This is a genomic window from Micromonospora sp. M71_S20 (assembly GCF_003664255.1).
Taxonomy (GTDB): domain Bacteria; phylum Actinomycetota; class Actinomycetes; order Mycobacteriales; family Micromonosporaceae; genus Micromonospora.
This window is the reverse complement of the sequence record NZ_RCCV01000001.1, coordinates 2,008,416-2,032,997: the sequence shown is the minus strand read 5'-3', so window position 1 is coordinate 2,032,997 and position 24,582 is coordinate 2,008,416. Positions and strand designations below refer to the sequence as shown.

Genomic DNA, 24,582 nt, shown 5'->3' with positions numbered 1-24,582 from the left:
AATCGTGCCGAGCGCCGTCCACCGCACCGGTGGGCGGCGCTCGGCGCTTCCCGGGAAGACCGGAGCGGGGCGTCAGCCGGTCGTGGCGTCCGTTGCGGACGGGCGGCGGCCCGGGCGCCAGCCCCGGCGTCGCCCGCGGACCAGGATCGGCTTGACGGAGAGCAGCAGCCCGGCGACGAGCGCGCCGACGGCGGCGGCCCAGGCCGCGACGGTGCCCTGCCAGGCGAGCGGGTCCTCGGTGGAGGGCGGTGCGGGCATCGCGCCGGCCGGCGGGTCGGTACGGGTGCCGAGCACGGTCGCCACCGCGCGGTACGGATTCACCACCCCGTGGCCGACCTCGGCGTTCTTCCCCTCGGGCGGGCTGTCGGCCGTCCGGATCAGCCGGTCGGCGACCTGCTCCGGGTCGAGGTCGGGGTGGGCGGCCCGGACCAGCGCGGCCACCCCGGAGACGTACGCGGCGGCGAAGCTGGTGCCGCCCTGCGGCTCGGCGAGGAAGCCCTCGCCCCCGGGGGCCGGGCCGAGGATGTTCAGCCCGGGTGCCGCGAGGTCGACGTAGTCACCGCTCACCGAGCTGCCCACGTGACCGCCCTCCTCGTCCACCCCGGCGACCGCGATCACCCCGGGGTAGGCGGCCGGGAACGCGGGCCTGTCCTGCTGGTTCTCCTGGCGGTTGCCGGCAGCGGCCACCACGACCACCCCCTCGTCGAGGGCGTAGCGGACGGCGTCGGCGAGATCCTGCCGGTCCAGGGTCACCAGCGACAGGTTGATCACGTCGGCGCCGTTGCGCACCGACCACCGGATCGCCTCGGCGATCTGCCCCGGCAGCCCTTCGTCGGCGGTGGTTCTGGTGTCGGGCAGGACGCGTACCGGCAGGATCCTGGCCTGCGGCGCGATGCCGCTGAACGACGCGCCGGTGCCCTCCTTCCCGGCGATGATGCCGGCGACGATGGTGCCGTGCCCGGCCAGGTCGCAGCGGCCCTCCTGCTGCGGCAGGCCGTTGAAGTCGCGGCCCACCCGGACCTGACCCTTGAGGGCGGGATGGAGGGCGGAGACGCCGGAGTCGATGACCGCCACCGTGACGCCGGCGCCCCGGGAGATCCGCCAGGCCGACGAGGGTTCGAGTCTCTTCAGCGGCCACGGCGTCTCGGCGGGGGCGGCGACGCCGGGGGGCCCGCAGCGGGGGACCGCCGCGGCGGCGGGCGACGGGGCGACGACGGCGGTGCCGAGCAGGACCGCAGCCGCTCCACCGAGGACCGCGCGGGCACCGCGCCCGCCTCGGCGGGCCGGCCCGGTCCCGCCCGGTCGGAAACTCTCGCGCACGCGGTGAGATTACCGCCGCAGGCCGAGGGCGCGTGCCGCCGCCCGACCCGTCGTCAGGAACGCTCGGTGGCCTCGGCCGGTTCCTGCTCGTCGGCGAAGAGGGCGAGGAGGGCGCCGACCTGCCGGTCCGCCTCGGCGGGGTGCCGGAACCGCCCGGCGGGGTTGAGGGTGTACTCGTTGCGTCGGCCCACCCGGGTGCGGTGCAGGTAGCCGCCGGCCTCCAGGTCGGCGACGATCGCCTGCGCGGCCCGCTCGGTGACGCCCACCTCGTCGGCGACGTCGCGGAGGCGGGCGGTGGGGTTGCGGGCGATGGCGAGCAGCACGTGCCCGTGGTTGGTGAGGAACGTCCAGTTGCGGGTGCTCCCGTTCTCCCCTGTCGTCGCCATGTCCGCCATCGTATGGCCCCTGCTACGTGTTTTGCTGCGTGCCCTCGCGCCGGCGGACGCGCGGAGGGCCCGACCGCCGCCGCGCCGGGCCCGGCGAACATATGAAATGGATATCACGCATACCTTGACGTATCTTGCAGTGCGTGTGACGGTGGTGGCAGCCCGCGTCCAGCGTCGGCCCGGGTGACCAGGCCGTTCACGTGCGGAGCGAGGTGTGGGATGAGTCGTCCCGGATCGCCAGGAACTCAACCGGGCCCGGAGCGGACGCTCTCGGTGTCGACCACGGGCGGGGTACCGGCCGACGTCGGCACCACGTTCGCCGTCCCGGCGAGTCCCGAGCAGGCGCTCGCCGAGCTGCACGCCGGCAACCGGCGGTTCGTGACCGGCGCCCCGCGCCACCCCAACCAGGACGCCGGGCACCGCGCCGCGGTCGCCGACGGGCAACATCCCTTCGCGGTGATCGTCGGCTGTTCCGACTCCCGGCTCGCCGCCGAGATCATCTTCGACCGTGGCCTCGGTGACCTCTTCGTGGTCCGCACCGCCGGGCACACCATCGGCCCCGAGGTGCTGGGCAGCGTGGAGTACGCCGTCACGGTCCTGGGCACGCCGCTGGTGGTGGTGCTCGGGCACGACTCCTGCGGGGCCGTCCAGGCGGCGCGTGCGGCGGACGCCACCGGCACCCCGCCGGTCGGGCACCTGTGCGCCGTGGTGGACGCCGTGGTGCCGAGCCTGCGCCGCGCCGCCGCCGAGGGGGTGGACGACATCGACCGGATCGTCGACATCCACATCGCGTACACCGTCGAGGCGATGCTGGGCCGCTCCGCCGTGCTCGCCGCGGAGGTGGCCGCCGGCCGCTGCGGGGTGGTCGGCATGTCGTACCGGCTGACCGCCGGCGAGGTGCGGACGGTGGCCTCGGTGCCCGCCCGTGGGGCCGACGCGCCGGAGCCGGCGGCCAGCGCCGCGCTCGCCTGACTCCGCCCGCCGACGGATCGTCGCGGCGGGCCCGCACGACGACAGAGGGCCGCTCCCGCGTCCGGCGGGGGGCGGCCCTCTGTGTGCGTGCGGTCCGGCTAGAGCAGTGACACGTGGACGTGGTCGGTGTGGTTCGACGGGCCACTGTAGGACTTCCAGCCGGTCGCCGGGAACCAGATCTGTCTGTTCCAGATCACGTAGTAGATGCCGAGCCGGTCGGCGTTGCGGACCAGGAACGCGGTGAGGTTGTTGCCGTACATGTAGGTGTCGTCGTTGTGCCAGGGGGAGAAGCCGCTGCGTTGCAGCGACCAGTCGCAGGCCCGGCCCTTCGGATGCTCGTACGGCCCGCCGGAGCGGTAGCAGCCGACGAACCGGTTGAAGCCGGCCCGCTTGACCTCCTTGTACATGTGCAGCGTGCGGGCGGTGATGCAGCCGGAGGTGGTGGGGTCGTTCTCGGTGCAGGACAGGGGCTTCCAGTCGCCGTCGGCGGTACGCCCCGGCGCGATCTTCGCCACCGGCGAGGTGGCCACCACCTTGCCGCTGGTCAGCCCCCTGCCACCGACCAGCGCGAGCGCCTTCTCCGCCTCGCGCTTGCCGCGCGCCATCTCGTTCGTCAGCTTCTGCTGCTCACGAACCTCGGCATCGAGCGCCAGCTTGGCCTGCTCGGCGCGGTCCTTGATCGCGTTCACCTCGGCGAGCTTCTTGGAGTTGACCAGGTTGAGCTCGTCGAGGGCGGCGGCGCGCCTGACGAACGAGTCGGGGCTGGCGGTGTCCAGCAGCATGGACACCGCGCCGATCCGCCCGGTGCGGTAGGACTGGGCGGCGATCTGGCTGACCTGGGGGGCCAGCGCGTTCAGCTCGGCCTGCGCCCGGTTGACCTCCAGGGCCAGTTCGAGCTGGCGCTCCTCCGACTTCTTCAGCTTCGCCTTGGCCTGCACGTAGGAGCGGTTCCGGGCCTCGATGAGGTCGTCGAGCAGCTTGGGCTCGTCGTCCCCGTGCCCGGAGGGCTGGGGCGGGGTGGCCGCGGCCGCCGCCGGGAGAGGCCCGGCGAAGACCGCCAGGGCGGCGAGTACGGCCACCACGGGCGTCAACCAGCGGCGTAGGGGTGCCGTCACAGTTTTCCCTTCCGTCGACCGCCGACCGGGTTAGCTGACGGGTTCGGGGCGGAAGTGGCCCCTACCGCTGTCGCGGATTCACCCCACGTACCTGGGTCCCCGGTTCGCCTCGCGGCGATTGGGCGGCGGCACCGCAGGCGCCGCTGCGCGCCTTCGGCGGTGACCGGCAGCGAGGTTACCCGAGAACACTCCCGGGGATCTACGTCCCTAAGCCGACTAAATGCGTTATTTCGTAATGGCGGACGGTGAGCAGTGACGCGTTTATCAGGCCGTACGTCCTGTTCGGTCACGCTGAGGAGTGTCACCATGCGGTGTCCGTGCTCCTGTCCCGGTCGGGCCATCCGGCGGGAGCGGCGGACGGCGTGTCTCCGCGCGGCCCGCTGAGGGCCTCCAGCGCCTCGGACCGGTCGGTGGCCGGCCGGGGCGTCGGCGCGGGCGCGGCGCGGTCGGTGGCGTCCCCGCCGCGGCGGCCCGCCGTGGTCGCCAGGGCCGCCAGCCCGGTGGTCAGTGGCACGGCGGCGATCAGGCCCAGGGTGGCGACCGCGCTGCGGACGATCTCCTGGGCGAGGAACTCGCTGGTGAGAAGTTGGGTCACCGCCCGCGAGTCGGCCGTCAGCAGGAGCAGCACCGGCAGGGAGGCGCCGGCGTACGCCAGCACGATGGTGTTCACCGTCGAGGCGATGTGCGCCCGGCCGACCCGGGTCGCCGCCCGGTAGAGCTGCGTCCGGGACAGCCCGGGGTTGGCGTGCGCCAGCTCGGTGACCGTGGCGGCCTGGGTCACCGTGACGTCGTCCAGCACCCCGAGGGAGCCGATGATGATCCCGGCCAGCAGCAGCCCGTGCAGGTCGACGTCGGCCTGGTACATCGACAGGGTGGTGGCGTCCTCGGAGCCGAACCCGGTCAGGTGGGTCGCGGCGGTGGCGATCGTGCCGAGGACGCCGGTCAGCACCAGGCTGCCCAGCGTGCCGAGCACGGCCACCGAGGTCTGCGCGGTCACGCCGTGGGTCAGGTAGAGCACCACGAACATGATCAGCGCGGCGCCGACGACCGCGACCAGCAGGGGCGGGCTCCCGGCGCCGATGCCCGGCAGCACGAAGGTCAGCAGGATGGCGAAGCTCGCCGCCAGGCCGGCCAGCGCGGCCAGCCCGCGCCACCGCCCGAAGGCGACGATGGCGGCCGCGAAGAGCGCCACCAGCCAGACCAGCGGCTTGCCGCGCTGGTGCTCGGCGATGTTGTAGGTGCTGGCCGTGGGGTCGGCGGGGTCGGTGAGCTCGACCAGGATGATCTCGTCGTCCACGGCGACGGTCGGCGCGCCGGGGCCGGCGGGCACCGGCGTCTCCACCTGCTGGCCGGCGTCGGGACCGTCCTGCACCCGTACGGTGACCCTGCCGCAGGGGCCCTGCGACCCGCCGGGGCTCCCCTCCGGGATCTCCGGGGTGGGCGGGCACGGCTCCGTCACGACCCGCGTCACCGTGCCGTGGTAGCGGGGCGCGTCGGTGCCGGTCGGCGGGTCGGGCGCGTCCCACGGCCACAGCACCAGGGCGGCGATCAGCGTGGCGACGAAGAGGGGCACCACCGTCGCGACGAGGATCCGCCGCACCCTCGGCGGGGCGGACGGAGCGGGACGGGTGTGGTCGGCGCCCAACGAGTTTCTCCCAACGAATCCAGGGCGGGGTACGTGCCGGCGGGCCGGTCGGTTCACCCGTCGCCGCGTGGCCGGGACGGGGATCGCTTCCGTGCGGCGGTGCGGTCACGTACCGCGGTCCCGGGCCTCCGTCCGGTCGCGGGTGGTCGGTGCCGCCGCCCGGCGCGGCGCGCGGGGCGGGCGGTGCGGAATCCGGAGGGCCACCGGCCGAATGGTAGCCACCCCGGCATCCGGGCGCAGGTCGTGCGGGTGGTGTCGGGGTGTGGCGTCGCCGTGTGCCCGCGTTTCGTCGCGGGGCCGAGGGGCGGGGCGGGTCAGCCGCGCTTCATCAGGCGGCCGACGGCGGCCATCATCTCGGTGGCCATCTCGTCGGCGCGCCCCTCGGCCGCGCCCTCGTGCATGCAGTGCCGGGCGTGCCCGTCGAGCAGGCCGAGCGCGACCTTGTCCAGGGCGGCCTGGATCGCGGAGATCTGGGTGAGCACGTCGATGCAGTAGCGGTCCTCGTCAACCATCTTCTCGATGCCACGGACCTGCCCCTCGACGCGGCGCAGCCGCGCGAGCAGCTGGTCCTTGGTGGCGGTGTAACCCCTGATCGGGGTGGGCGTCGGTGTGGTCATGGGGACGAGGATAGCTTACCCCTCGGGGGTATGGTACGTTCGTTCCTGGCCGGGATACCCCCACCGGGTACCGGTACAAAGGCACGGGCACGGGTCCGCCTCCGATTTACCCCCGGGGGGTATATGCTGGGGGCGGCGAGAGGAGAGTTCGATGATCACCACGACGTACCAGGTGCAGGGCATGACCTGCGGGCACTGCGCCACCGCGGTCAGCACCGAGGTCGGCGCGATCCCGGGCGTCAGCGACGTCCAGGTCGACGTCGCCGCCGGTCGGGTCACCGTCACCAGCGAGGGCCCGTTGGAAACCGACACCGTGCGCTCCGCCGTCGACGAGGCCGGTTACGACCTCGTCGGCGCCTGAGATCGGGCACGGGGGAAACGAGGTACACCATGAACACGGCGACGAAGCTGAGCGGTTTCGCCCTCGGCCTCGCGGTGGTGTTCGGCGCGACGTACGGGGTCGGCCGGGTGGCCGACCCCGTGGCGCCGCCCGCCGAGGCCCCGCACGAGGCCGGCGGGGGGCACGGCGAGGACGGCGGAGCCGGACACGGGGGCGACAACGGCGCGGCGCACCTGCCCGGCGGCCTGCTCGTCTCCGACCGTGGCTACACCCTGCGTCCGGTGGACGCCCCGGCCGGGCAGTTCGCCTTCCAGGTCACCGGCCCGGACGGTCGGGCGGTGACCGCGTACGACGTGGCGCACGACAAGCGCATGCACCTGATCGTGGCCCGCCGCGATCTCTCCGGCTTCCGGCACGTGCACCCGGAGATGGCGCCCGACGGCACCTGGCGGGTCGACTCGCCGCTCGCCGGGCCCGGCGTCTGGCGCGCGTTCGCCGACTTCACCCCGACCGGGGGCGAGGCGCTGACCCTCGGCGTCGACGTGACCGTCCCCGGCGCACTGACCGGGCGGCCCCTGCCCGCGCCGGCCACCAGCACCACGGTCGACGGCTACACCGTCACGCTCGCCGGCGCCCCGCAGCCCGGCCGCACCGCCGAGCTGACCCTGACCGTGAGCCGCGACGGCGCGCCGGTCACCGACCTGGAGCCCTACCTGGGTGCGTACGGTCACCTGGTGGCGCTGCGCCAGGGCGACCTGGCGTACCTGCACGTGCACCCGCACGGTGAGCCGGGCGACGGGCGGACGCGACCCGGCCCCGAGGTGAGCTTCTCGGCGGAAATGCCGTCGGCGGGCGCCTACCGGCTCTACCTGGACTTCAAGCACGGCGGCGTCGTGCGTACCGCCGAGTTCACCGTCGTCGCCGGCAGCCCGACCGCGCCGGGTGTCCCGGCCACGACCGGCTCCCCGACGGCGGGCACGCCCGCCGTCACGAACTCCCCGACCGCCGACGCCGGCCACGGCGTCCCCGGTCACGGGCACGACTGACGGGAAGCGTGATGACCACCAAGCCCCTGCTGACGGCACCGAACCAGATCGAGCTGGCGATCGGCGGCATGACCTGCGCCTCCTGCGCCGCCCGGATCGAGAAGAAGCTGAACCGGATGGACGGGGTGACCGCCACCGTCAACTACGCCACGGAGAAGGCCACCGTCCGGTACGCCGACGAGGTCACCCCGGACGAGCTGATCGCCACGGTGGAGAAGACCGGCTACACGGCGGCCCTGCCGCCCCCGCCCACGCCCGCCGGTGGCGAACCGGCCGCCGAGCCGGTGGACGAGCTGCGCGGCCTGCGTACGCGCCTGTGGGTCTCGGCCGTGCTCACCGTGCCGGTGATCGTGCTGGCGATGGTGCCCGCCTGGCAGTTCGACTTCTGGCAGTGGCTGTCGCTGACCCTGGCCGCCCCGGTCGTGGTCTACGGCGGGCTGCCCTTCCACCGGGCGGCCTGGATCAACCTGCGGCACGGCGCGGCGACCATGGACACCCTGGTCTCGCTCGGCACCCTGGCGGCGTTCGGCTGGTCGGTCTGGGCGCTCTTCCTCGGCACGGCCGGGACGCCGGGGATGACCCACCCGTTCAGCCTCGCCATCAACCGCTCCGACGGCGCCGGCAACATCTACCTGGAGGCGGCGGCCGGGGTGACCGTGTTCATCCTCGCCGGCCGCTACTTCGAGGCGCGGGCGAAGCGGACCGCCGGCGCGGCCCTGCGCGCCCTGCTCGAACTGGGCGCCAAGGACGTCGCGGTGCTGCGCGGCGGCGCGGAGACCCGGATCCCGGTGGACCAACTCGTGGTGGGGGACCGGTTCGTGGTGCGGCCCGGCGAGAAGATCGCCACGGACGGCGTGGTCGACGAGGGCACCTCGGCGGTCGACGCCAGCATGCTCACCGGCGAGTCCGTCCCGGTCGAGGTCGGCTCGGGCGACTCCGTGGTCGGCGCGACCGTCAACGCGGGCGGCCGGCTGGTCGTCACCGCCACCCGCATCGGCGGCGACACCCAACTGGCCCAGATGGCCAGGCTGGTCGAGCAGGCGCAGACCGGCAAGGCCGCGGTGCAGCGGCTGGCCGACCGGATCTCCGGCGTCTTCGTGCCGATCGTGATCGCCCTCGCGGTGGGCACCCTCGGCTGGTGGCTCGGCAGCGGGTCGGGCGGCACCGCCGCGTTCACCGCCGCCGTGGCGGTGCTGATCATCGCCTGCCCGTGCGCCCTCGGGCTGGCCACGCCGACCGCCCTGCTGGTCGGCACCGGCCGGGGCGCGCAGCTCGGCGTGCTGATCAAGGGGCCGGAGGTGCTGGAGTCCACGAAGCAGGTGGACACCGTCGTGCTGGACAAGACCGGCACCGTCACCACCGGCCGGATGACCCTGGTGGACGTGGTCCCGGCGGCCGGCGAGGACCGCGCCGAGCTGCTGCGGCTCGCCGGCGCGCTGGAGTCCGCGTCCGAGCACCCGATCGCCCGGGCCATCGCCGCCGGGGCGACCGAGGCGGGCACGCTGCCGCCGGTGACCGGCTTCGCCAACGCCGAGGGGCTCGGCGTGAGCGGGACGGTCGACGGTCGGGAGGTGCTGATCGGCCGGCCCCGACTGCTGCGCGAGCACGGCCTCGACGTACCGGAGGAGGTCGCGCGGGCGGCGGCCACGGCGGAGGCGAAGGGGCGCACGGCGGTGCTGGCCGGCTGGGGCGGCCGGGCCCGCGGGGTCCTCGCGGTGGCCGACGTGGTCCGACCGACGAGCCGGGCGGCGATCGCGCAGCTCCGCGCGCTCGGCCTGACGCCGGTGCTGCTGACCGGCGACAACACCACCGTCGCCCGCGCCGTGGCCGCCGAGTTGGGCATCGACGAGGTGATCGCCGAGGTGCTGCCCGCCGACAAGGTCGACGTCGTGCGGCGGCTCCAGGACGAGGGGCGGGCGGTGGCGATGGTCGGCGACGGGGTCAACGACGCCGCCGCGCTGGCCCAGGCCGACCTCGGCCTGGCGATGGGCACCGGCACGGACGTGGCGATCGAGGCGTCCGACCTGACCCTGGTCCGGGGCGACCTGATGGCCGCCGTGGACGCGATCCGGCTCGCCCGGCGCACCCTCGGCATCATCAAGGGCAACCTGTTCTGGGCCTTCGCCTACAACGTGGCGGCCCTGCCGCTGGCCGCCGCCGGCCTGCTGAACCCGATGATCGCCGGCGCCGCGATGGCCTTCTCCTCGGTCTTCGTGGTAGCCAACAGCCTCCGGCTGCGGGGCTTCCGCCCGGTCGCCTGAGCCCTCCGCACCGTGCCGCCGGCCCCACCCGCCAGGGGCCGGCGGCACGGATCGTGGCGGGTCCGCCGGCCCGCCGGCCCGCGCCGTCCGCCGACGGTGGGTGACCGGGACGGTTGGACGGCGGCGGTACGGGGTATTCGAAGGGCGTACCGGCACCGCCAATCGGGAGGTTGACATGGGTTTCGACGATAAGATCAACAACACGACCGAGGATGCGGCCGGCAAGCTGAAGGAAGGCGCCGGCCGGGCCACCGACAACGAGCGGCTCGAGGCCGAGGGGCGCAACGACCAGGCCAGTGCCAAGCTCAAGCAGGCCGGCGAGAAGATCAAGGACGCCTTCAAGAGCTGACCCGCGTACGCGCCCTCCGCCGGATCGGTCCTGAGCCGACCCGGCGGAGGGCGCGCCGGCGTGTCCATCGGGAGGCGCCACTCGTTGGCAGGTCGACGTCCCGCCGCCCGGCGCCGGCCGAACCCGTGCCGTCCCCCTGACGGCCGAGACCCGAACGGGAGGTCCCGTGTCCCGATCCGTCGTCTACGCGCGGCGCGCCGCCGCCACGGTGGCGCCCGGGGTGCTGGCCGTGGGATGCCAGGACAGCGCGCGGGAGGAGGCCGCCCGGACCGGCGCGGCCCCGCCGAGCCCGACGGCCCCGGCGAGCGCCGCCCCGAGCCCCTCCCCGGTCGCCACGACCGCCGCCAACACCGTCGAGGTCTGCCGGGAGGTCGACCAGCTCATCCTCGCCGGCAGCCGGCGGATCGCCACCGACTCGGCCGCCTCGGTCACCCGCGACCTCACCGGTGAGCAGGTCGCCGACCAGCTCCGGCGCAACCTCGCGGAGCTGGCGGACGACGTACGCGGGCAGGCCCGCCGCGCCGCCGACCCGGACATCCGCGCCCTGATCCAGGAGACCGCCGACCGGATCGACGCCGGTTCCCGGGCGTCCCGGCCGGCCACCTGGATGGACTCCACCTTCACCGGAATCCCACCGAAGCTCACCCGCGAGTGCCGCGCCTGAAGCCGCTCGGCATCACCGACGCCTGGCGCGGGACGCCGGCCGGCCTGCACCCCGTGCCGCACGCCGGCCGGCGTCCGTCAATGTGACTCCCGCGGGCGCCGGGACTCATCGGTCCCCGTCAGCCGGGCGGCCCGCAACTCCAGGTAGCGCTGCTCCGGCAGGCTCGTCGTCCCCCGGGCCGCCACCAGGTACGCCGCCCGCGCCCGCTCCGGCTCGCCGGCCAGCTCCAGCAGGTGGGCGCGGACGGCGGCGAGCCGGTGGTGCCCGGCCGTGCGGTTGTCGTCGTCGAGCGGGGCGAGCAGGGCCAGGCCGGCGCGGGGACCGTCCACCATGGCCACCGCGACGGCCTGGTTCAGGGTCACCATCGGGCTCGGGGCGGTCCGGGCCAGCAGCCGGTAGAGCGCCAGGATCTGTCGCCAGTCGGTGCGCCCGGCGGACGGAGCCTCGGCGTGCACGGCGGCGATCGCCGCCTGGAGCTGGTACGGGCCGGGCGGTGACCAGGTCAGCGCCTCGGTGACCAGCGCGGTCCCCTCGGCGATGGCGGCGTGGTCCCAGCGGTCGCGGTCCTGCTCGGCGAGCGGGACCAGCTCCCCGGCCGGCCCGGTGCGGACGGCCCGGTGCGCGTCGGTGAGCAGCATCAACGCCAGCAGCCCGGTCACCTCGCCGTCGCCCGGGAGCAGCCGGTGCACCAGCCGGGCCAGCCGGATCGCCTCGGTGGTCAGGTCCGCCCGGTGCAGGTCCGGCCCGCTGGACGCGGTGTACCCCTCGTTGAAGATCAGGTAAAGCACCTGGAGCACGGCCCGTAGCCGCTCGTCCCGGTCCCCGGGGGCGGGCATCGTGAACCGCGCCCCGGCGGCCTCGATCCGCTGCTTGGCCCGGCGGATGCGCTGGCTCATCGTCGCCTCGGGCACGAGGTACGCCCTCGCGATCTGCGCGGTGGTGAGGCCGCCGACCGCCCGTAGCGTCAGCGCGACCTGAGCCGACCGGGCCAGCGCCGGGTGGCAGCAGAGGAACAGCAGGGCCAGGGTGTCGTCCCCCGCCGGCGGCTGTTCGTCGGCGGCCGGCGCGACCGTCGCGTACGCCGGCTCGCGGGCGGCCACCGCGGCCTCCCGGTCCCGCCGGGCGCGCTCGCTGCGCCACTCGTCGGTCAGCCGGCGCGTGGCGACGGTGAGCAACCAGGCCCGGGGGTTGTCCGGCACGCCCTGCTCCGGCCACTGCACGGCGGCGGCGAGCAGCGCCTCCTGCACGGCGTCCTCGGCGGCGTCGAACTGGCCGTGCCGGCGGACGAGCAGGCCGAGGACCTGCGGCGCCAGGTCGCGCAGCAGGTCCTCCAGGTGCGCTCCGCTCACATCTCCGTCCCGGCCTCGTCCATGACCGCCCGCACCTCCAGCACGCCGAAGCCCCGCCGCACGTCCGGCCAGCTGGCGGCGATCTCGGCGGCCCGCTCGGGGCTGTCGCAGTCGACCATCAGGTAGCCGGCGAACTGTTCCTTGCTCTCCATGTACGGCCCGTCGGTCACCTCCGGCCGGTCACCGGCCAGCCGGACCGTGCGCGCCTGCGACGGGTCGGCCAGGGCCTGGCCGCCGACGAACTCGCCCGACTCGGTCAGCTCCCGCATGACCTCGTCGACCTCGCCGAAGAGCGCGGTGCGCTCCTGCTCCGACAGCCCCTCCACGAACCCCGGGCGGTTCCAGATCAGCAGCATGTACTTCATCGGGTGCTCCTCGTTGCGTCGGCCGCGCCCATGGTGGCGCGTCTCCGGTGAAGGTCGGAGCCGACCCGCCGGTTCCGACAACCGGCCGTGCGGAATCTCAGCGCCGGCCGCGTACCTGGCGCTTCGGGGCGGGGCCGGCGCCGAGCGAGGCGCGGTCGGCGGCGGAGGTGCCCGACGACCAGCCCTCGGCGTCGCGCACGGTCAGCCGGCCCCGGACGACGCCCGGGAAGAGCGTGTCGAGGCGTTCGCGTACCGCCTCGGCGCGGGTGGCGAGCACCGGCAGCAGCCGCTCCGGCCCGGCCTGCGCCGTCGCCTCCCGGTCGGCCGCGTCGGTGGCGGCCCGCAGCCGCTCGCCGATCCGTAGCGCGAAGGCGTTGAGGAAGGACTCGTCGTAGTCCCGGGTCCGCCGGCCGGTGCCCTTGGCCCGCCGTTCCCCCCGGCCGCGCAGCATCGCGGCGGTGGCCTGCACCAGCAGCGAGGTGTAGAGCAGCTCGACCGCCTCCAGGTCGGCCGGCCAGCCCAGCACGGTGGTGAAGCCGAGGTCGTCGGACCAGACCGCCTCGCAGCGGTTCGCCGCCGCCACCTCCTGCGCCAGCAGCGCCTTCGCGCCCGCGTACGGGGCCTCGGTGCCGAGGCGTACCCCGCCGGGCCGGTCGGCGGGCTCGGCGACGCCCGCCAGCAGCGCCTGGTCGATGCTGTGCCGGGCGATCAGCTCCTGGGCCTTGCCGGTCAGCGCCTCCGCCTCGGCCGGGTAGGTGGTGGACTCCGCCTTGGCCAGCAGCGCCCGCACCCGGTCGAGCATCCGCGAGCCGCTGCCTGACCCGCCGTGCGCGACGGCCGTCCCGGGCGCGCCGGGCGGCGGGCGCAGCACGGCGATCGGCGGGAGCCCCTCGACCAGAGCCAGCGCGTCGACCGCCGCCCGCAGCGCGGTGAACCGGTCGCAGCCGGCGCGGGCGGACCAGGCGGCCAGGTGGCCCTCGTCGGCGTCCCACCACACCCCGGCGCCCAGGTCGCGCAGTTGGTCGTCCCACCAGGGCGGCACCGGGTCGGCCAGCTCGCGGCGCTGCGCGGCGAGCGCGTCGGTGACCAGCCCGGCCGCCTGGGGGCCGAGCCGGCGGGCGGCGAGCCGGGCGAGGTCCACCGGCTGCCAGCCGTGCCGGGCCAGCCGCCCGACGCCCCGGGCCAGGCGGCGCAGAAGGGCGGCGTCCACCGCCGCCGCGCCGTCCGCGGCGCCCGACCCGATCATCAGCCGGTCCAGCTGCCGCTCCGCGAGGCGTACGTCGGTGCCGCGTACCGCCGCGAGCGCGTCGTTGACCAGTTCTTCGGCGTCCGGCACGGCCGTGTCCTCCTGGGGTCTGCTTCTTCCGCGCCCGGGAAACGATCGTCGCCCGCCCGCCGAAGGTACCTCCGGGCCCGCGCGCCGTCCGCCGGTCGTGACCCGTGCCACCGGAGCGCCCCGGCCCGACCGTCGCGTCGGCGGGGAACTTCCGCATGGTTCGGCCGGTCCCGGGTAGTTCGGGGGGACGCGGACGAGGCGAGGTTCTGAGATGGCGGGATCGTGGTTGCTGGGCAACGGCTCCGGCGCTCCGGCGGCACGGCCGACGGCCGTGCTGGTCGCGGTGCACCAGGACGAGGCGGGAGATACCGGGCCGGGTACGGAGGTGTCGCTGGCCGAGCTGCGCCGGCTCGCCGACACCGACGGGCTGGCCGTCGTCGACGAGGTGGTGCAGAACCGGCCCCGCCCCGACCCGGCGACCTTCGTCGGCTCCGGCAAGGTCGACGAGTTGGCCGCCCTCACCGAGCGGACCGGCGCCGACCTCGTGATCGCCGACGGCGAGCTGACCCCCGGACAGGTACGCAACCTGGAGGAGCGGGTCGGCGTACGGGTGGTCGACCGCACCGCGCTGATCCTGGACATCTTCGCCGAGCACGCCCGCACCAGCGAGGGCCGGGTGCAGGTGGAGCTGGCGCAGATCGCGTACCAGCTGCCGCGGCTGCGCGGCGACGGGCGCTCGATGTCCCGCATCGGCGGCGGCCGGATGGCCGGCGGCGCGGGCATGGGTGTGCGCGGTCCCGGTGAGATGCGGCTGGAGACACAACGTCGCCGGCTGCGCCAGCGGGCCACCCGGCTGCGCCGCAACGCCTCCGAGCTGACCCGGCGACGGGACCGCAACCGGGAACGGCGGGCCCGCAACCAGGTCCCCTCGGTCTCGATCACCGGCTACACGAACGCCGGCAAGTCCGCCCTGCTCAACCGGCTGACCGGGGCGGACGCCCAGGTGCAGGACGTGCTCTTCGCGACCCTCGACCCGACGGTGCGCCGGGTACGCGTCGGCGAGGTGCTGTTCACCGTCACCGACACGGTCGGGTTCGTCCGGCACCTGCCGCACCAGCTGGTCGACGCGTTCCGTTCGACGCTGGACGAGGTCAGCCGCAGCGACCTCGCGCTGCACGTGGTGGACGCCTCCGCGCCCGACGCCCTCGACCAGATCACCACCGTGCACGGTGTGCTGCACGAGATCGGCGCCGGCGACGTGCCGGAACTGCTGGTGCTCAACAAGATCGACGTGGCCCCGGGGGAGTGGGTCGACGCCCTGCGGCGCGTCCATCCCGGCGCGGTCGCCGTGTCGGCGCTGACCGGCGCCGGCATGGACGAACTGCGCGCCGCGCTGGCCGACCGCCTGACCCGCCGGTGAACCGCTCCGGCGCACCTGATCTTCGCCGGTCGGTCCTCGCCGCCGCGGTGATCGGGGTGGCGGTGATGGCCGCCGTCGACGAGATCGTCTTCCACCAGATCCTCGGCTGGCACCACTTCTACGACCGGTCCACCCCCTCCGTCGGGCTGCTCTCCGACGGGCTGCTGCACTCGGCCGAGCTGATCGCCCTGGTCGGCGGCTTCTTCTGGTTCGCCGACCTGCGCCGCCGGGGTGCCCTGGTGCCCCGGGCCGCCTGGGGCGGGTTGCTGCTCGGCGCCGGGGCGTTCCAGCTCTTCGACGGGATCGTCGACCACAAGGTGCTGCGGCTGCACCAGATCCGCTACGGGGTGCACCTGCTCCCGTACGACGTGGTGTGGAACGTGGCGGCGGTGGCGCTGCTGCTGCTCGGCGCGTGGGTGACCTGGCGGGTGCGGTCCCGCTCCGGCCGCGACGCCCGGTGACGGCGCTCGCGCACACCGGTGCCGCCGCCGGTCCGGCCCCGCTGCCGCTCGTGGCGGTCGCGTTGCTCGCCGCCGGCTACCTGCTGGCCGTGTCCCGGGACCGGCGCGGCTGGCGTCGCCGGCGTACGGTCGCCTGGCTGGCCGGCTGCGCGGTGCTCGCGGTCGCCCTCGGCCCGCTGGCGGGCGGGCCCGGCGACCCGCGCGTCCACATGGCCCAGCACCTGCTGCTGGGCATGGTCGCGCCGCTCGCGCTGGCCCTCGGCGCGCCGGTGACCCTGCTGCTGCGGGTCGTGCCGCCGCCGGTCGGCCGCCGGGTGGGCCGGTTCCTGCGGGCGAGGCCGGTGCACGTGCTCGCCCATCCGGTGACGGCGGCGCTGCTCACCACCGGCGGGCTGGCGCTGGTGCTGCTCACCCCGCTCTACGCGGCGGCCGAGCGGAACCCGGTGCTGCACCACGCCCTGCACGTGCACTACGTCGCCGCCGGCTACCTGCTCGCCTGGTCGGTGGCCGGCCCGGACCCGGCCCCGCGCCGGCCCGGCCTGGCGGTGCGGGCCGGCGCGCTGCTCGGCGCGGGGGCCGGGCACGCCGTGTTGGCCAAGTACCTGTACGCGCACGCCGCCACCCTGCCGCCCGGGCTGCCCGACCGGGACGTCGCGGCGCTGCGCGCGGCGGCCCGGTTGATGTACTACGGCGGCGACGTGGCCGAACTGCTGCTCGCCACCGCCCTCTTCGCCGCCTGGTACCACCGGCGTCGGCCCCGCCGGCCGGCACCCGCCGTCGGGGAGGGCCCGCCCGGACGCGAGGCCGCCCGGGTCGCGCCCGTCAGCCGGTGTACGCCTTCCCGGCCGTCAGCCGGAGCGTGAACCCGGCGTCGTCGCGCTGCCAGGTCACGTGGTTGCAGGACTGGTAGGTGATCCAGAGGCCGAGCCCGCCGGGGGCGCCGTCGGACACGGGGAGCAGCCCGCAGAACGGATCGCCCGGCCCCTCGCCGCCGTCGCTGACCGTCGCCACGATGCGGTCGTCGCCGGCCCAGACGCGCAGTCGGACCGGCGGCCTGCCGTGGCGCAACGCGTTGGTGACGATCTCGCTGACCGCGACGACCAGATCCTCCACGTCGTCGACCGGCACCTGGCCCTGGTCGACCTTGTGCACGGCGGCGCGCGCCTCTGCCGCCGTCGGGTCGGCCAGCTCCACGGCTGGCGGCTGCGCCTGGAGGGGGTCGGGCACGACCCGGGGGCCCTGCCGCAGGTACTCCCTCGGCGGCGTCCAGGTCGGGCTGGGCACGTGCCGCCCGTCGGGGGTGGCGAACCGGGGGTGCGTACGGGCCACGTCCGCCAGCACCTCCGGCGGCGTGATCCGGGTGTCGTACGCGCACATGCTCCACAGGGGGAAGTCGTCGTACGCGTGGTTTATCGCCGACTCGTAGCGGGCCCACCAGTCCCAGGTCGCGCCGAACGAGACCGGAGGCACCTCACCGATGATCCGGATCTGCCCGGCGCCGGCGGCCACCTGCTCGGCGAGGAGCTGGCGGTAGGAGCGGATGGCGGCGGCGGGCCGGGCGTAGACGTCGCCGCCGGGCAGGAACTCGACCCCGGAACCGGCCGGCAGCGCCGAGCGGACCAGCCCGCCGGTGCGCTCGCCCAGCGCGACGAAGGTCGGCTCGCCCGCCTCGACGCCGCCGAGCAGGAACGGCACCGCCACGGCGAGTAGCTCGTCGTCGGAGTCGTAGCGGACGGCCTCGTGGTAGTAGCCGTGGTGCTGGGCGGCCGCACCGGTCCTCATGGCGTGACCTCCACCCGCAGACCGGGCAGGCGCAGCAGCTCCACCAGGCGGGCCGCGGCCGAGCGGGGGGTGCGCAGCACGGCGGTCGCGCCGCGGCGGTGCGCGTACTCGGCCAGGTGGGCCAGGGCGCGGTGGTCCACGAAGCGCAGGCCGGCCGCCGACAGCACCAGCTCACCGTCGGTGGGCCGCAGGTCGGCGCGGTCCAGGGCGGTGCGGAACAGCTCGTGGTTCGACATGTCCAGCTCGCCGGCGAGCGCGGCGTGCCCGTCGGCGGGCGCCACGGCGTACAACCGGAACAGCAGGTCCTCGACGTTGGTCTGCGGATGCATGCACGCCAGCTCGGTGACCGCCCGGTCGCCCAGCTTCAACCGGTGGTAGGCACACATGGCCTTGAACGGCCGGGTGCGCATGTAGCGGTCGACGAGGTGCTCGTAGCGGGTGAAGACGTCGAGCTGGGCCGGGGTGCGGACCAGCTCGGTGGCCTCCGCGACCACGCGCAGCCCGGTGTAACCGGCGGCCAGCGCCTCTTCCGTGGCCGCCGCGTATGCGGCGACCTGCGTCGCCGGGTCGACGACGTGGTCGGGCGAGTAGGTCGAGACGAGGGGGACCACCGCGGCGGCGCCCCGGCGCACGGCGTCGGTGAAGTTCGGCAGGGCGCGCAGCCGCTCGGCCACCAGGTCCGAGGGGCGCGGTGTCACGTACCAGAAGCGCTCGCCGGCGGCGAGGCTCATGGCGAGGTGGCGCTCCGCCTGGTCGGCGAGGGATTCCGGGTCGTCGTACGACCAGCAGATGTGACCGCCCGGCGCGGCCCGCCGTTCGCTGCTGGTCATGCTGACTCCCTCACGGCAACCAGTGTAGGTCGCCCGGGAACGGGCGCCGGGCCCGCGACCTGCCAGGACGCCAGGAGGGGCTTTCGCCCGGTTCGTCGCCCCGGGGCGGGCTCCCGGTCGGCCGCTCCGCGCCGCCGCGCCGGCCGGTGCCCGGTCAGGCGCTCCGCGCGCCGCTGAGGCGCTCGGTGCGGGGGAAGGACGCCCAGATGTTCTTGGTGTTGCCCGTGGCGTACCAGCCGACGTCGAGGGAGAGGGCGCGGGCCAGCTCCAGGCCGCGTCCGCCGTCGCCGACGGGCCGGGGCTCGGCGAGCTGCGGCAGGGACCCCAGGTCGTGGTCGGCGACGTCGAGGATGAGGCAGTCGTCGGTGGCGAGCAGCCGGACGATGGTCGGCGGCATCCCGTGGCGCAGGGCGTTCGTGGCCAGCTCCGTGGCGATCAGCGCGACGAGTTCGGGAACCTCCTCCAGGGACTCGCCCTCACCGAGCACGTCGCCGGTCAGTTCCTCGTGCAGGGACGCCCGCAGGGCACGCAGGTCGACCGCCTCCTGCAACGTCCACCGCCGCAGCTCAACGGCCTGCGGCGGGGGTGGGGAACTGCTCAGCTGGCCCATGGTCTCGTCCTACCCGATCTCCGGTCGGCTCATTCCACGACTCATCGGTCGGCGCACCGGATCGTGGGTGCCCCGGGGAACGCCGGGACGGCAGCGGCGCACCCGCTCGGCGGCCAGCCGTCCCCCCACCGCCAGCCCGTGCCGCTCCACCGCCGTCAACCCGTACGCCCCGCAGGTGGGCGTGAAGCGGCACCGCCCAGGCCAGTGCGGCGACAGCCACCGGCGGTAGCCCCGGATCGCCGCCACCCCCGCCCGGTCCAGCGCCGGCGCCCGGGTCGCCGCCGCCGTCGCCGAGCCGAGCATCAGCAGGGTGGAGAACAGCCCCAGGTCGCAGCAGTCACAGCAGCCGTCGGGGTTCTTCGACTTCGACATGAGCCGTTGCTGCCGGCGGTTCTCGCGGGCCGTCTCACGGAGGCGTCTGAACATGGCCCGATCATCGGCCACCGCGACGACCGGCGCGCCGTGGCCCCCGCAGCCGGTCAGCCGGTGGGACCCGGGCGCGGTGGTCGACCCGGTCGACGGCCCGACGGGACCGGTACCGCCGGTGGTCGCATGCCGGGCGACGGTCGCGGGTAGTGCACAGGCAATGACCGAGAGGAGAACGCCGTGCCCAGCACCACGATGCCGATGCTCGAGACGTACCCGAAGTCGATCAACCTGGACCGGGCCAAGCTGGCCGCCGTCGTCGACGCGCTGAACACCTGCGCCCAGGCGTGCACCGCCTGCGCCGACGCCTGCCTCAGCGAGGACATGGTCGCCGAGCTGACGAAGTGCGTACGGACGAACCTGGACTGCGCGGACATCTGCACGACGACCGCCCGGGTGCTGTCCCGGCACACCGGCTACGACGCCAACATCAGCCGCACCCTGCTGGAGGCGTGCGCCACCGCCTGCAAGTCCTGCGGCGACGAGTGCGCCAGCCACGCGGGCATGCACGAGCACTGCCGGGTCTGCGCCGACGCCTGCCGCGCGTGCGAGCGCGCCTGCCGGGACCTGCTCGCCACCATGAGCTGAGCGGTCCGCAGACGGCGCCGGCATCCCGCGCGGGGTGCCGGCGCCGTCGTGTCGGTGGTCAGCGCAGCCGGACCGGGCCGGCGTCGATCCGCACGCGGAACAGGGCGTACGGCTTGCGCCGCAGGTCCTGCCCGCGCTGGTACTTCGCCTGGCGGTGCAACTGGTTGGCGGTCACGTACAGGTGCCCGTCGCTCGCCACGGACATGGTGTCGGGCCAGAGCAGCCGGGGGTCGTGCACCACGGTCTCGTACCCGCCGTCGGGACGGCGGCGCAGCACCGCGTCGTGCTCGTACGAGGTGAGGTAGAGCCGGCCGGCGTCGTCGGTCTCCAGGCCGTCGGAGCCGCCGCCCTTGTCGCCCTCGTCCACCACCGACGCGGCGACCTGGTCGTCGGCCGTCGAACGGTCGGTGAGCGCGTCGGTGGGCACGCTGTACCAGCGGCGCGAGGCGAGCGGGCAGTAGTGCAGCCGGGCCCCGTCGGCGGCGATGGCGATGCCGTCCGCGCCCATCGTCACCGGCTTCGGCGGCCCGTCGGCGGGGCGCTCCAGGAACGGCCGGCCCTCGACCACGGGCCGGAACGTCTCCAGCGGCTCGGCCTTCGTGGACGGGTGGTCGTGCAGCCGCCGCCAGGACGCGCCGCTGGCCAGGTCCACCACGATGATCCCGTTCGGGCCGGAGTCGGAGGAGTCGGTGATGTAGGCGACGCCCGCCTCGCCGCGGCGCAGGTCGAAGCGCACGTCGTTGAGATAGGTGCTGGGCAGGGCGACGTCGGTCGGGAAGGTGATCACCTGGGCGACGGTGTCGGTGTCCAGGTCGACCCGGACCAGCTTCGGGCCACCGGGCGAGGTGGGGCGGAACATCGGGCTGCCGGTGTCGAGGACCCAGAGCCTGTCGGCGGGGTCGACGACGATGCTCTGCACCGACACGAACGCCTCCGCGTCGTCGTCGCCCGACGGGCTGTTCCACCGCTGGTCGGGGAAGGGCACCTCGCGGCCGTCGCGCAGTTCGACCACCGTGGCGGGCACCTCGTCGCCCCACTTCGGGAAGTTGACGAAGATCCGGCCGGTGTGCGAGACGCTCACGCCGGTGGGCATCGGGCCGGTGAAGGCGTGGACGAGTTCCAACTCGCCGACCGGCTCGGCGGCGACCGGCCCGCTCACGACGCGCCCCCGGGACGCGGCGCGGCGTCGTCCGCGACCCGGCGCGGATCTTCGTGGGGCACGTGCATGGCGTCATCTCCCTCTCGCGCGGGGTCGACCGTCGGGCTTCCCGGCGCCCACCGCCGCAAACCCTCCGCCCGCCTCTCCCAGGTGACCCGCCGGGGGCCGGCCAGACCGGGGCTGCCGTGCGGGATCGCCCGGGAGGGGCGGGCCCCCGGGGGTCCGGCTTCTCGGAGCGATCCGACGGCGGATACCCGGAGGGGGTATGTATGGTGGTCGTGAGGAGGCGCAGATGCCCCACGAGACGCACCACCACGACGGCCACCCGCCCCGCGCGACGGGTGCCTCCGACGCGCACGCCGGCCAGCACGCCCACGGCGCGGGCGGGCACGCCGGGCACGACAAGCACGCCGGGCACGACCCGGAGATGTTCCGCCGGAAGTTCTGGCTGAGCCTGGCGCTGACCGTGCCGATCGTCCTGACCAGCGACATGGTGATGGACTGGTTCGGCTACCGGCTGGAGTTCCCGGGCGTGGCGTGGGTCGGCCCCGTCCTCGGCACGGTCGTCTTCCTCTACGGCGGCTGGCCGTTCCTGGTCGGCGCCGTGCGGGAGGTGCGCGACCGGGCGCCCGGCATGATGCTGCTCATCGCGATGGCCATCACGGTGGCGTACGTCGCCTCGGCGGCCACCGCGCTCGGCGTCTTCGACCTGGACTTCTGGTGGGAGCTCGCCGCCCTGGTCACGATCATGCTGCTCGGGCACTGGCAGGAGATGAAGGCCATCGGCCAGGCGCAGGGCGCCCTGTCCGCCCTGGCGGCGCTGCTGCCCGACGACGCCGAGCGGGTGACGGCGGACGGCGGGGTCGAGCGGGTGTCCGTGGCGGACCTGCGGGTCGACGACCTGGTGCTGGTCCGGCCCGGCGCCCGGGTGCCGGCCGACGGCCGGATCACCGAGGGCGGCGCCGAGCTGGACGAGTCCATGGTCACCGGCGAGTCGCGGCCGGTCTCCCGGGGCGCCGGGGACCGGGTGGTCGCCGGCACGGTGGCCACCGACGCGGCGATCCGGGTACGCGTCGAGGCGGTCGGCGAGGACACCGCGCTGGCCGGCATCCAGCGCCTGGTGGCCCAGGCCCAGCAGTCCAGCGGTCGCGCCCAGGTGCTCGCCGACCGGTTCGCCGCCTGGCTGTTCTACGTCGCGACCGTGGTGGCCCTGGCGACCCTGGTGACCTGGGCCGTGCTCGGCGACCCCGGTGCGGCCGTGGTGCGTACCGTCACGGTGCTGGTGATCGCCTGCCCACACGCGCTGGGCCTGGCCATCCCGCTGGTGATCGCGCTGTCGACCGCTGTGGCGGCCAGGGGCGGGATCCTGGTCAAGGACCGGCTGGCGCTGGAGCGGATGCGCACGGTCGACGCGGTGCTGTTCGACAAGACCGGCACCCTGACCCGGGGCGAGCACGTGGTGTCGGGGGTGGCGGCCACGGGGAACGGCAGCGAGGATGAGGTGCTCGCCCTGGCGGCGGCGGTGGAGGCGGACAGCGAGCATCCGCTGGCCCGGGCCATCGTGGCCGCCGGGTCCGAGCGCGGTGGGGCCCGGCGGGCGACGGGATTCCGCTCGCTGACCGGGCGCGGCGTCCGCGCGGAGGTCGACGGCACGGCGTACGCCGTCGGGGGGCCCGCCCTGCTCCGTGAGTTGAGCGCCGAGGTGCCGGACGACCTGGGCGACCGGCAGGGCGAGTGGTCGCGCCGGGGCGCGGCGGTGCTGCACCTGCTGCGCCTCGACGGCGAGACGGCCACCGTGCTCGGCGCCCTCGCGCTGGAGGACCAGGTCCGCCCCGAGGCCCGGGAGGCGATCGCCGAGCTGCGGGAGCAGGGCGTCGGCAAGATCGTCATGATCACCGGGGACGCCCGCCCGGTCGCCGAGGCGGTCGCCGCCGACCTCGGTTTCCGTCCCGGCGTCGACGAGGTCTTCGCCGAGGTGCTGCCGGCCGACAAGGACGACGCCGTGGCCGACCTGCAACGGCGCGGGCTGCGGGTGGCGATGGTCGGCGACGGGGTGAACGACGCCCCCGCGCTGGCCCGGGCCGACGTGGGCATCGCCATCGGCGCCGGCACCGACGTGGCGATCGAGTCCGCCGGGGTCGTGCTCGCCTCGTCCGACCCGCGGGGCGTCACCGGCGTGATCCGGCTGTCCCGGGCCTCGTACCGCAAGATGATCCAGAACCTGGGCTGGGCGGCCGGCTACAACGTCGTCGCCCTTCCGCTGGCCGCGGGCGTGCTGGCCTGGGCCGGGGTGACGCTCAGTCCGGCGGTCGGCGCGATCCTGATGTCCGCCTCGACGATCGTGGTGGCGCTCAACGCCCAACTGCTGCGCCGCGTGCGCCTGCGCCCCCGGGAGGAGTGAGCGGCGCGGGAACTCACCGATCAATCCGATTGTCTTGACAGAAAAAACTGTCGGTGGCACGCTGTGGTCATGTTCGACATCGCAGTGATCGAGGACCCGGCGGCGGCCGAGGCGTCGCTGGATCCCATGCGGGCCCGGCTGCTGGCCGCGCTCGCCGAGCCGGCCTCGGCGACGATGCTCGCCGCCCGCGTCGGCCTGCCCCGGCAGAAGGTCAACTACCACCTCCGGGCGCTGGAGCAGCACGGCCTGGTCGAGCTGGTGGAGGAGCGCCGGAAGGGCAACGTGACCGAGCGGGTCATGCGGGCGACCGCGGCGTCGTACGTGATCTCGCCCGCGGCCCTCGCCGCCGTGCGGCCCGACCCGGCGCAGTCGCCGGACCGGCTGTCGGCGCGGTGGCTGCTGGCGCTGGCCGCCCGCCTCGTGCAGGACGTCGGCGCGCTCATCACCGGCGCCGAGCGGGCGAAGCAGCGGGTGGCGACGTTCGCGGTCGACGGCACCGTCCGGTTCGCCTCGGCGGCCGACCGGGCGGCCTTCGCCGAGGAACTGGCCGCCACCGTCACCGCTCTGGTCGGCAGGTACCACGACGAGAACGCCCCCGGCGGTCGCGAGCACCGGGTGGTGGTCGCCCTGCACCCCAGCGCCGACCCCGACGACAGCACCGTGAACGAGGAGCACTGACATGGGACACCACTTCGAGTTGCGCAAGGACATCGAGCTGGCCGCCACGCCCGAGCAGGTGTGGGAGGCCATCGCCACCGGTCCGGGCATCGACTCCTGGTTCATGGGCCGCACCGAGGTCGAGCCGGGCGAGGGCGGCCGGACCCGCCTCACCATGGCCGGCCACGTCGAGGAGTCGACGATCACCGCGTGGGAGCCCGGCAAGCGGCTCGCCGACCGCACCGCGACGGCCCCGGACGGCACCTTCATGGCGATGGAATACCTCATCGAGGGCCGCGAGCGGGGCAGCACGACCCTGCGGCTCGTCCAGAGCGGCGTCCTCGGGGACGACTGGGAGACCGAGTACGAGGCGATGGGGGTCGGCTGGGACATGTACCTCGGGACGCTGGCCGCGTACCTCGCCCACTTCCCCGGCCGGACCGCGACCCCGGTCTCGGCCTTCCGCCCGGGCGTCGGCGGCGCGGACCGGGCGTGGGCGGCCGTGGCCGACGCCCTCGGCGTCGCCGGTCCGCTCGCCGAGGG

25 protein-coding genes, 1 pseudogene and 1 riboswitch are annotated in these 24,582 nt (G+C 75.1%); of the genes and pseudogenes, 13 read left to right on the top strand and 13 right to left on the bottom strand.

Going from position 1 to position 24,582, the window contains the following annotated elements; genetic code table 11:
• Positions 1-72: 72 nt before the first annotated feature.
• Both mycP and DER29_RS09110 read right to left on the bottom strand, forming a co-directional pair.
• The gene (gene mycP, locus DER29_RS09115; RefSeq protein ID WP_233599697.1) at positions 73-1,320 is read right to left on the bottom strand and encodes a type VII secretion-associated serine protease mycosin; all 1,248 of its coding nucleotides are present in this window, start codon (positions 1,318-1,320) and stop codon (positions 73-75) included.
• A 53-nt stretch (positions 1,321-1,373) separates the two neighbouring features.
• Positions 1,374-1,715 (bottom strand): MarR family winged helix-turn-helix transcriptional regulator, encoded by a 342-nt coding sequence (locus tag DER29_RS09110; protein ID WP_121396946.1) that lies wholly within the window; start codon positions 1,713-1,715, stop codon positions 1,374-1,376.
• Between the two features lie 210 nt (positions 1,716-1,925).
• Here DER29_RS09110 and DER29_RS09105 point away from each other — a divergent pair, with 210 nt between their 5' ends.
• The gene (locus tag DER29_RS09105) at positions 1,926-2,678 is read left to right on the top strand and encodes a carbonic anhydrase (protein ID WP_121396945.1); all 753 of its coding nucleotides are present in this window, start codon (positions 1,926-1,928) and stop codon (positions 2,676-2,678) included.
• Positions 2,679-2,776: 98 nt separating this feature from the next.
• Here the strand turns inward: DER29_RS09105 and DER29_RS09100 are convergent, their stop codons facing one another.
• The 3 genes from DER29_RS09100 to DER29_RS09090 all read right to left on the bottom strand — a co-directional run bounded on the left by DER29_RS09100 (position 2,777) and on the right by DER29_RS09090 (position 6,055).
• Complete coding sequence (locus tag DER29_RS09100) at positions 2,777-3,793, bottom strand: hypothetical protein (RefSeq protein ID WP_121396944.1); 1,017 nt, start codon at positions 3,791-3,793, stop codon at positions 2,777-2,779.
• A gap of 3 nt (positions 3,794-3,796) precedes the next feature.
• Positions 3,797-3,928, bottom strand: a riboswitch (cyclic di-AMP (ydaO/yuaA leader).
• Between the two features lie 166 nt (positions 3,929-4,094).
• A complete protein-coding gene (locus DER29_RS09095) occupies positions 4,095-5,438 on the bottom strand; it encodes a YibE/F family protein (protein WP_121396943.1) in 1,344 nt (447 codons plus the stop codon).
• 314 nt (positions 5,439-5,752) lie between these two features.
• Positions 5,753-6,055, bottom strand: coding sequence for a metal-sensitive transcriptional regulator (locus DER29_RS09090; RefSeq protein ID WP_121396942.1), 303 nt, complete (start codon positions 6,053-6,055; stop codon positions 5,753-5,755).
• Positions 6,056-6,206: 151 nt separating this feature from the next.
• Here DER29_RS09090 and DER29_RS09085 point away from each other — a divergent pair, with 151 nt between their 5' ends.
• From DER29_RS09085 to DER29_RS09065, 5 genes are all read left to right on the top strand, one after another.
• On the top strand, positions 6,207-6,416 hold the full coding sequence (locus DER29_RS09085) for a heavy-metal-associated domain-containing protein (protein ID WP_121396941.1): 210 nt from the start codon (positions 6,207-6,209) through the stop codon (positions 6,414-6,416).
• 29 nt (positions 6,417-6,445) lie between these two features.
• Positions 6,446-7,441, top strand: a complete 996-nt coding sequence (locus DER29_RS09080) for a hypothetical protein (RefSeq protein WP_121396940.1) — start codon at positions 6,446-6,448, stop codon at positions 7,439-7,441.
• An 11-nt stretch (positions 7,442-7,452) separates the two neighbouring features.
• Entirely contained in the window at positions 7,453-9,702 is a 2,250-nt protein-coding gene (locus DER29_RS09075; RefSeq protein ID WP_121396939.1) for a cation-translocating P-type ATPase, read from the top strand.
• A gap of 175 nt (positions 9,703-9,877) precedes the next feature.
• Positions 9,878-10,051, top strand: a complete 174-nt coding sequence (locus tag DER29_RS09070; protein ID WP_121396938.1) for a CsbD family protein — start codon at positions 9,878-9,880, stop codon at positions 10,049-10,051.
• Between the two features lie 166 nt (positions 10,052-10,217).
• Positions 10,218-10,715 carry a hypothetical protein gene (locus DER29_RS09065; protein WP_121396937.1) on the top strand — a complete coding sequence of 166 codons (498 nt, stop codon included), beginning with the start codon at positions 10,218-10,220 and terminating at the stop codon, positions 10,713-10,715.
• Positions 10,716-10,792: 77 nt separating this feature from the next.
• Here the strand turns inward: DER29_RS09065 and DER29_RS09060 are convergent, their stop codons facing one another.
• The 3 genes from DER29_RS09060 to DER29_RS09050 all read right to left on the bottom strand — a co-directional run bounded on the left by DER29_RS09060 (position 10,793) and on the right by DER29_RS09050 (position 13,765).
• On the bottom strand, positions 10,793-12,064 hold the full coding sequence (locus DER29_RS09060) for an RNA polymerase sigma factor (RefSeq protein ID WP_121396936.1): 1,272 nt from the start codon (positions 12,062-12,064) through the stop codon (positions 10,793-10,795).
• On the bottom strand, positions 12,061-12,429 hold the full coding sequence (locus DER29_RS09055) for a YciI family protein (RefSeq protein ID WP_121396935.1): 369 nt from the start codon (positions 12,427-12,429) through the stop codon (positions 12,061-12,063). The genes DER29_RS09060 and DER29_RS09055 overlap by 4 nt, the downstream gene beginning before the upstream one ends.
• A gap of 97 nt (positions 12,430-12,526) precedes the next feature.
• Positions 12,527-13,765, bottom strand: coding sequence for a DUF2786 domain-containing protein (locus tag DER29_RS09050; protein WP_121396934.1), 1,239 nt, complete (start codon positions 13,763-13,765; stop codon positions 12,527-12,529).
• A 211-nt stretch (positions 13,766-13,976) separates the two neighbouring features.
• Between DER29_RS09050 and hflX the strand changes: the two genes are divergently transcribed.
• The 3 genes from hflX to DER29_RS09035 are packed head-to-tail and all read left to right on the top strand — an operon-like array spanning position 13,977 to position 16,449.
• Entirely contained in the window at positions 13,977-15,125 is a 1,149-nt protein-coding gene (gene hflX, locus DER29_RS09045; RefSeq protein ID WP_121396933.1) for a GTPase HflX, read from the top strand.
• Positions 15,122-15,586: a DUF2243 domain-containing protein gene (locus DER29_RS09040; protein WP_233599696.1), complete on the top strand. Its 465-nt coding sequence runs from the start codon at positions 15,122-15,124 to the stop codon at positions 15,584-15,586. Before hflX ends, DER29_RS09040 begins: the two co-directional genes overlap by 4 nt.
• Positions 15,583-16,449: a cytochrome c oxidase assembly protein gene (locus DER29_RS09035; protein WP_121399106.1), complete on the top strand. Its 867-nt coding sequence runs from the start codon at positions 15,583-15,585 to the stop codon at positions 16,447-16,449. The genes DER29_RS09040 and DER29_RS09035 overlap by 4 nt, the downstream gene beginning before the upstream one ends.
• Here the strand turns inward: DER29_RS09035 and DER29_RS09030 are convergent.
• The 4 genes from DER29_RS09030 to yidD form a co-directional block, all read right to left on the bottom strand.
• Complete coding sequence (locus DER29_RS09030) at positions 16,409-17,368, bottom strand: sensor histidine kinase (RefSeq protein ID WP_121396932.1); 960 nt, start codon at positions 17,366-17,368, stop codon at positions 16,409-16,411. The genes DER29_RS09035 and DER29_RS09030 overlap by 41 nt on opposite strands.
• On the bottom strand, positions 17,365-18,198 hold the full coding sequence (locus DER29_RS09025; RefSeq protein WP_121396931.1) for an MEDS domain-containing protein: 834 nt from the start codon (positions 18,196-18,198) through the stop codon (positions 17,365-17,367). Before DER29_RS09025 ends, DER29_RS09030 begins: the two co-directional genes overlap by 4 nt.
• A gap of 154 nt (positions 18,199-18,352) precedes the next feature.
• Entirely contained in the window at positions 18,353-18,808 is a 456-nt protein-coding gene (locus DER29_RS09020; protein ID WP_121396930.1) for an ATP-binding protein, read from the bottom strand.
• A gap of 9 nt (positions 18,809-18,817) precedes the next feature.
• Entirely contained in the window at positions 18,818-19,234 is a 417-nt protein-coding gene (gene yidD / locus DER29_RS09015; RefSeq protein WP_121396929.1) for a membrane protein insertion efficiency factor YidD, read from the bottom strand.
• A gap of 180 nt (positions 19,235-19,414) precedes the next feature.
• On the opposite strand from yidD, the gene DER29_RS09010 reads away from it, so the two are divergent.
• Positions 19,415-19,822, top strand: coding sequence for a four-helix bundle copper-binding protein (locus tag DER29_RS09010; protein WP_233599695.1), 408 nt, complete (start codon positions 19,415-19,417; stop codon positions 19,820-19,822).
• Positions 19,823-19,880: 58 nt separating this feature from the next.
• Here DER29_RS09010 and DER29_RS09005 read toward each other — a convergent pair whose 3' ends face one another.
• Positions 19,881-20,981 (bottom strand): L-dopachrome tautomerase-related protein, encoded by a 1,101-nt coding sequence (locus tag DER29_RS09005; protein WP_199729192.1) that lies wholly within the window; start codon positions 20,979-20,981, stop codon positions 19,881-19,883.
• Positions 20,982-21,273: 292 nt separating this feature from the next.
• Between DER29_RS09005 and DER29_RS09000 the strand changes: the two genes are divergently transcribed.
• The 3 genes and pseudogenes from DER29_RS09000 to DER29_RS36200 all read left to right on the top strand — a co-directional run.
• The gene (locus tag DER29_RS09000) at positions 21,274-23,382 is read left to right on the top strand and encodes a heavy metal translocating P-type ATPase (RefSeq protein WP_121396928.1); all 2,109 of its coding nucleotides are present in this window, start codon (positions 21,274-21,276) and stop codon (positions 23,380-23,382) included.
• A 69-nt stretch (positions 23,383-23,451) separates the two neighbouring features.
• The gene (locus tag DER29_RS08995) at positions 23,452-24,060 is read left to right on the top strand and encodes a helix-turn-helix domain-containing protein (RefSeq protein WP_199729190.1); all 609 of its coding nucleotides are present in this window, start codon (positions 23,452-23,454) and stop codon (positions 24,058-24,060) included.
• A gap of 1 nt (position 24,061) precedes the next feature.
• A pseudogene (locus DER29_RS36200) lies at positions 24,062-24,448 on the top strand (SRPBCC domain-containing protein); the annotation flags it as partial.
• Between the last annotated feature and the right edge of the window lie 134 nt (positions 24,449-24,582).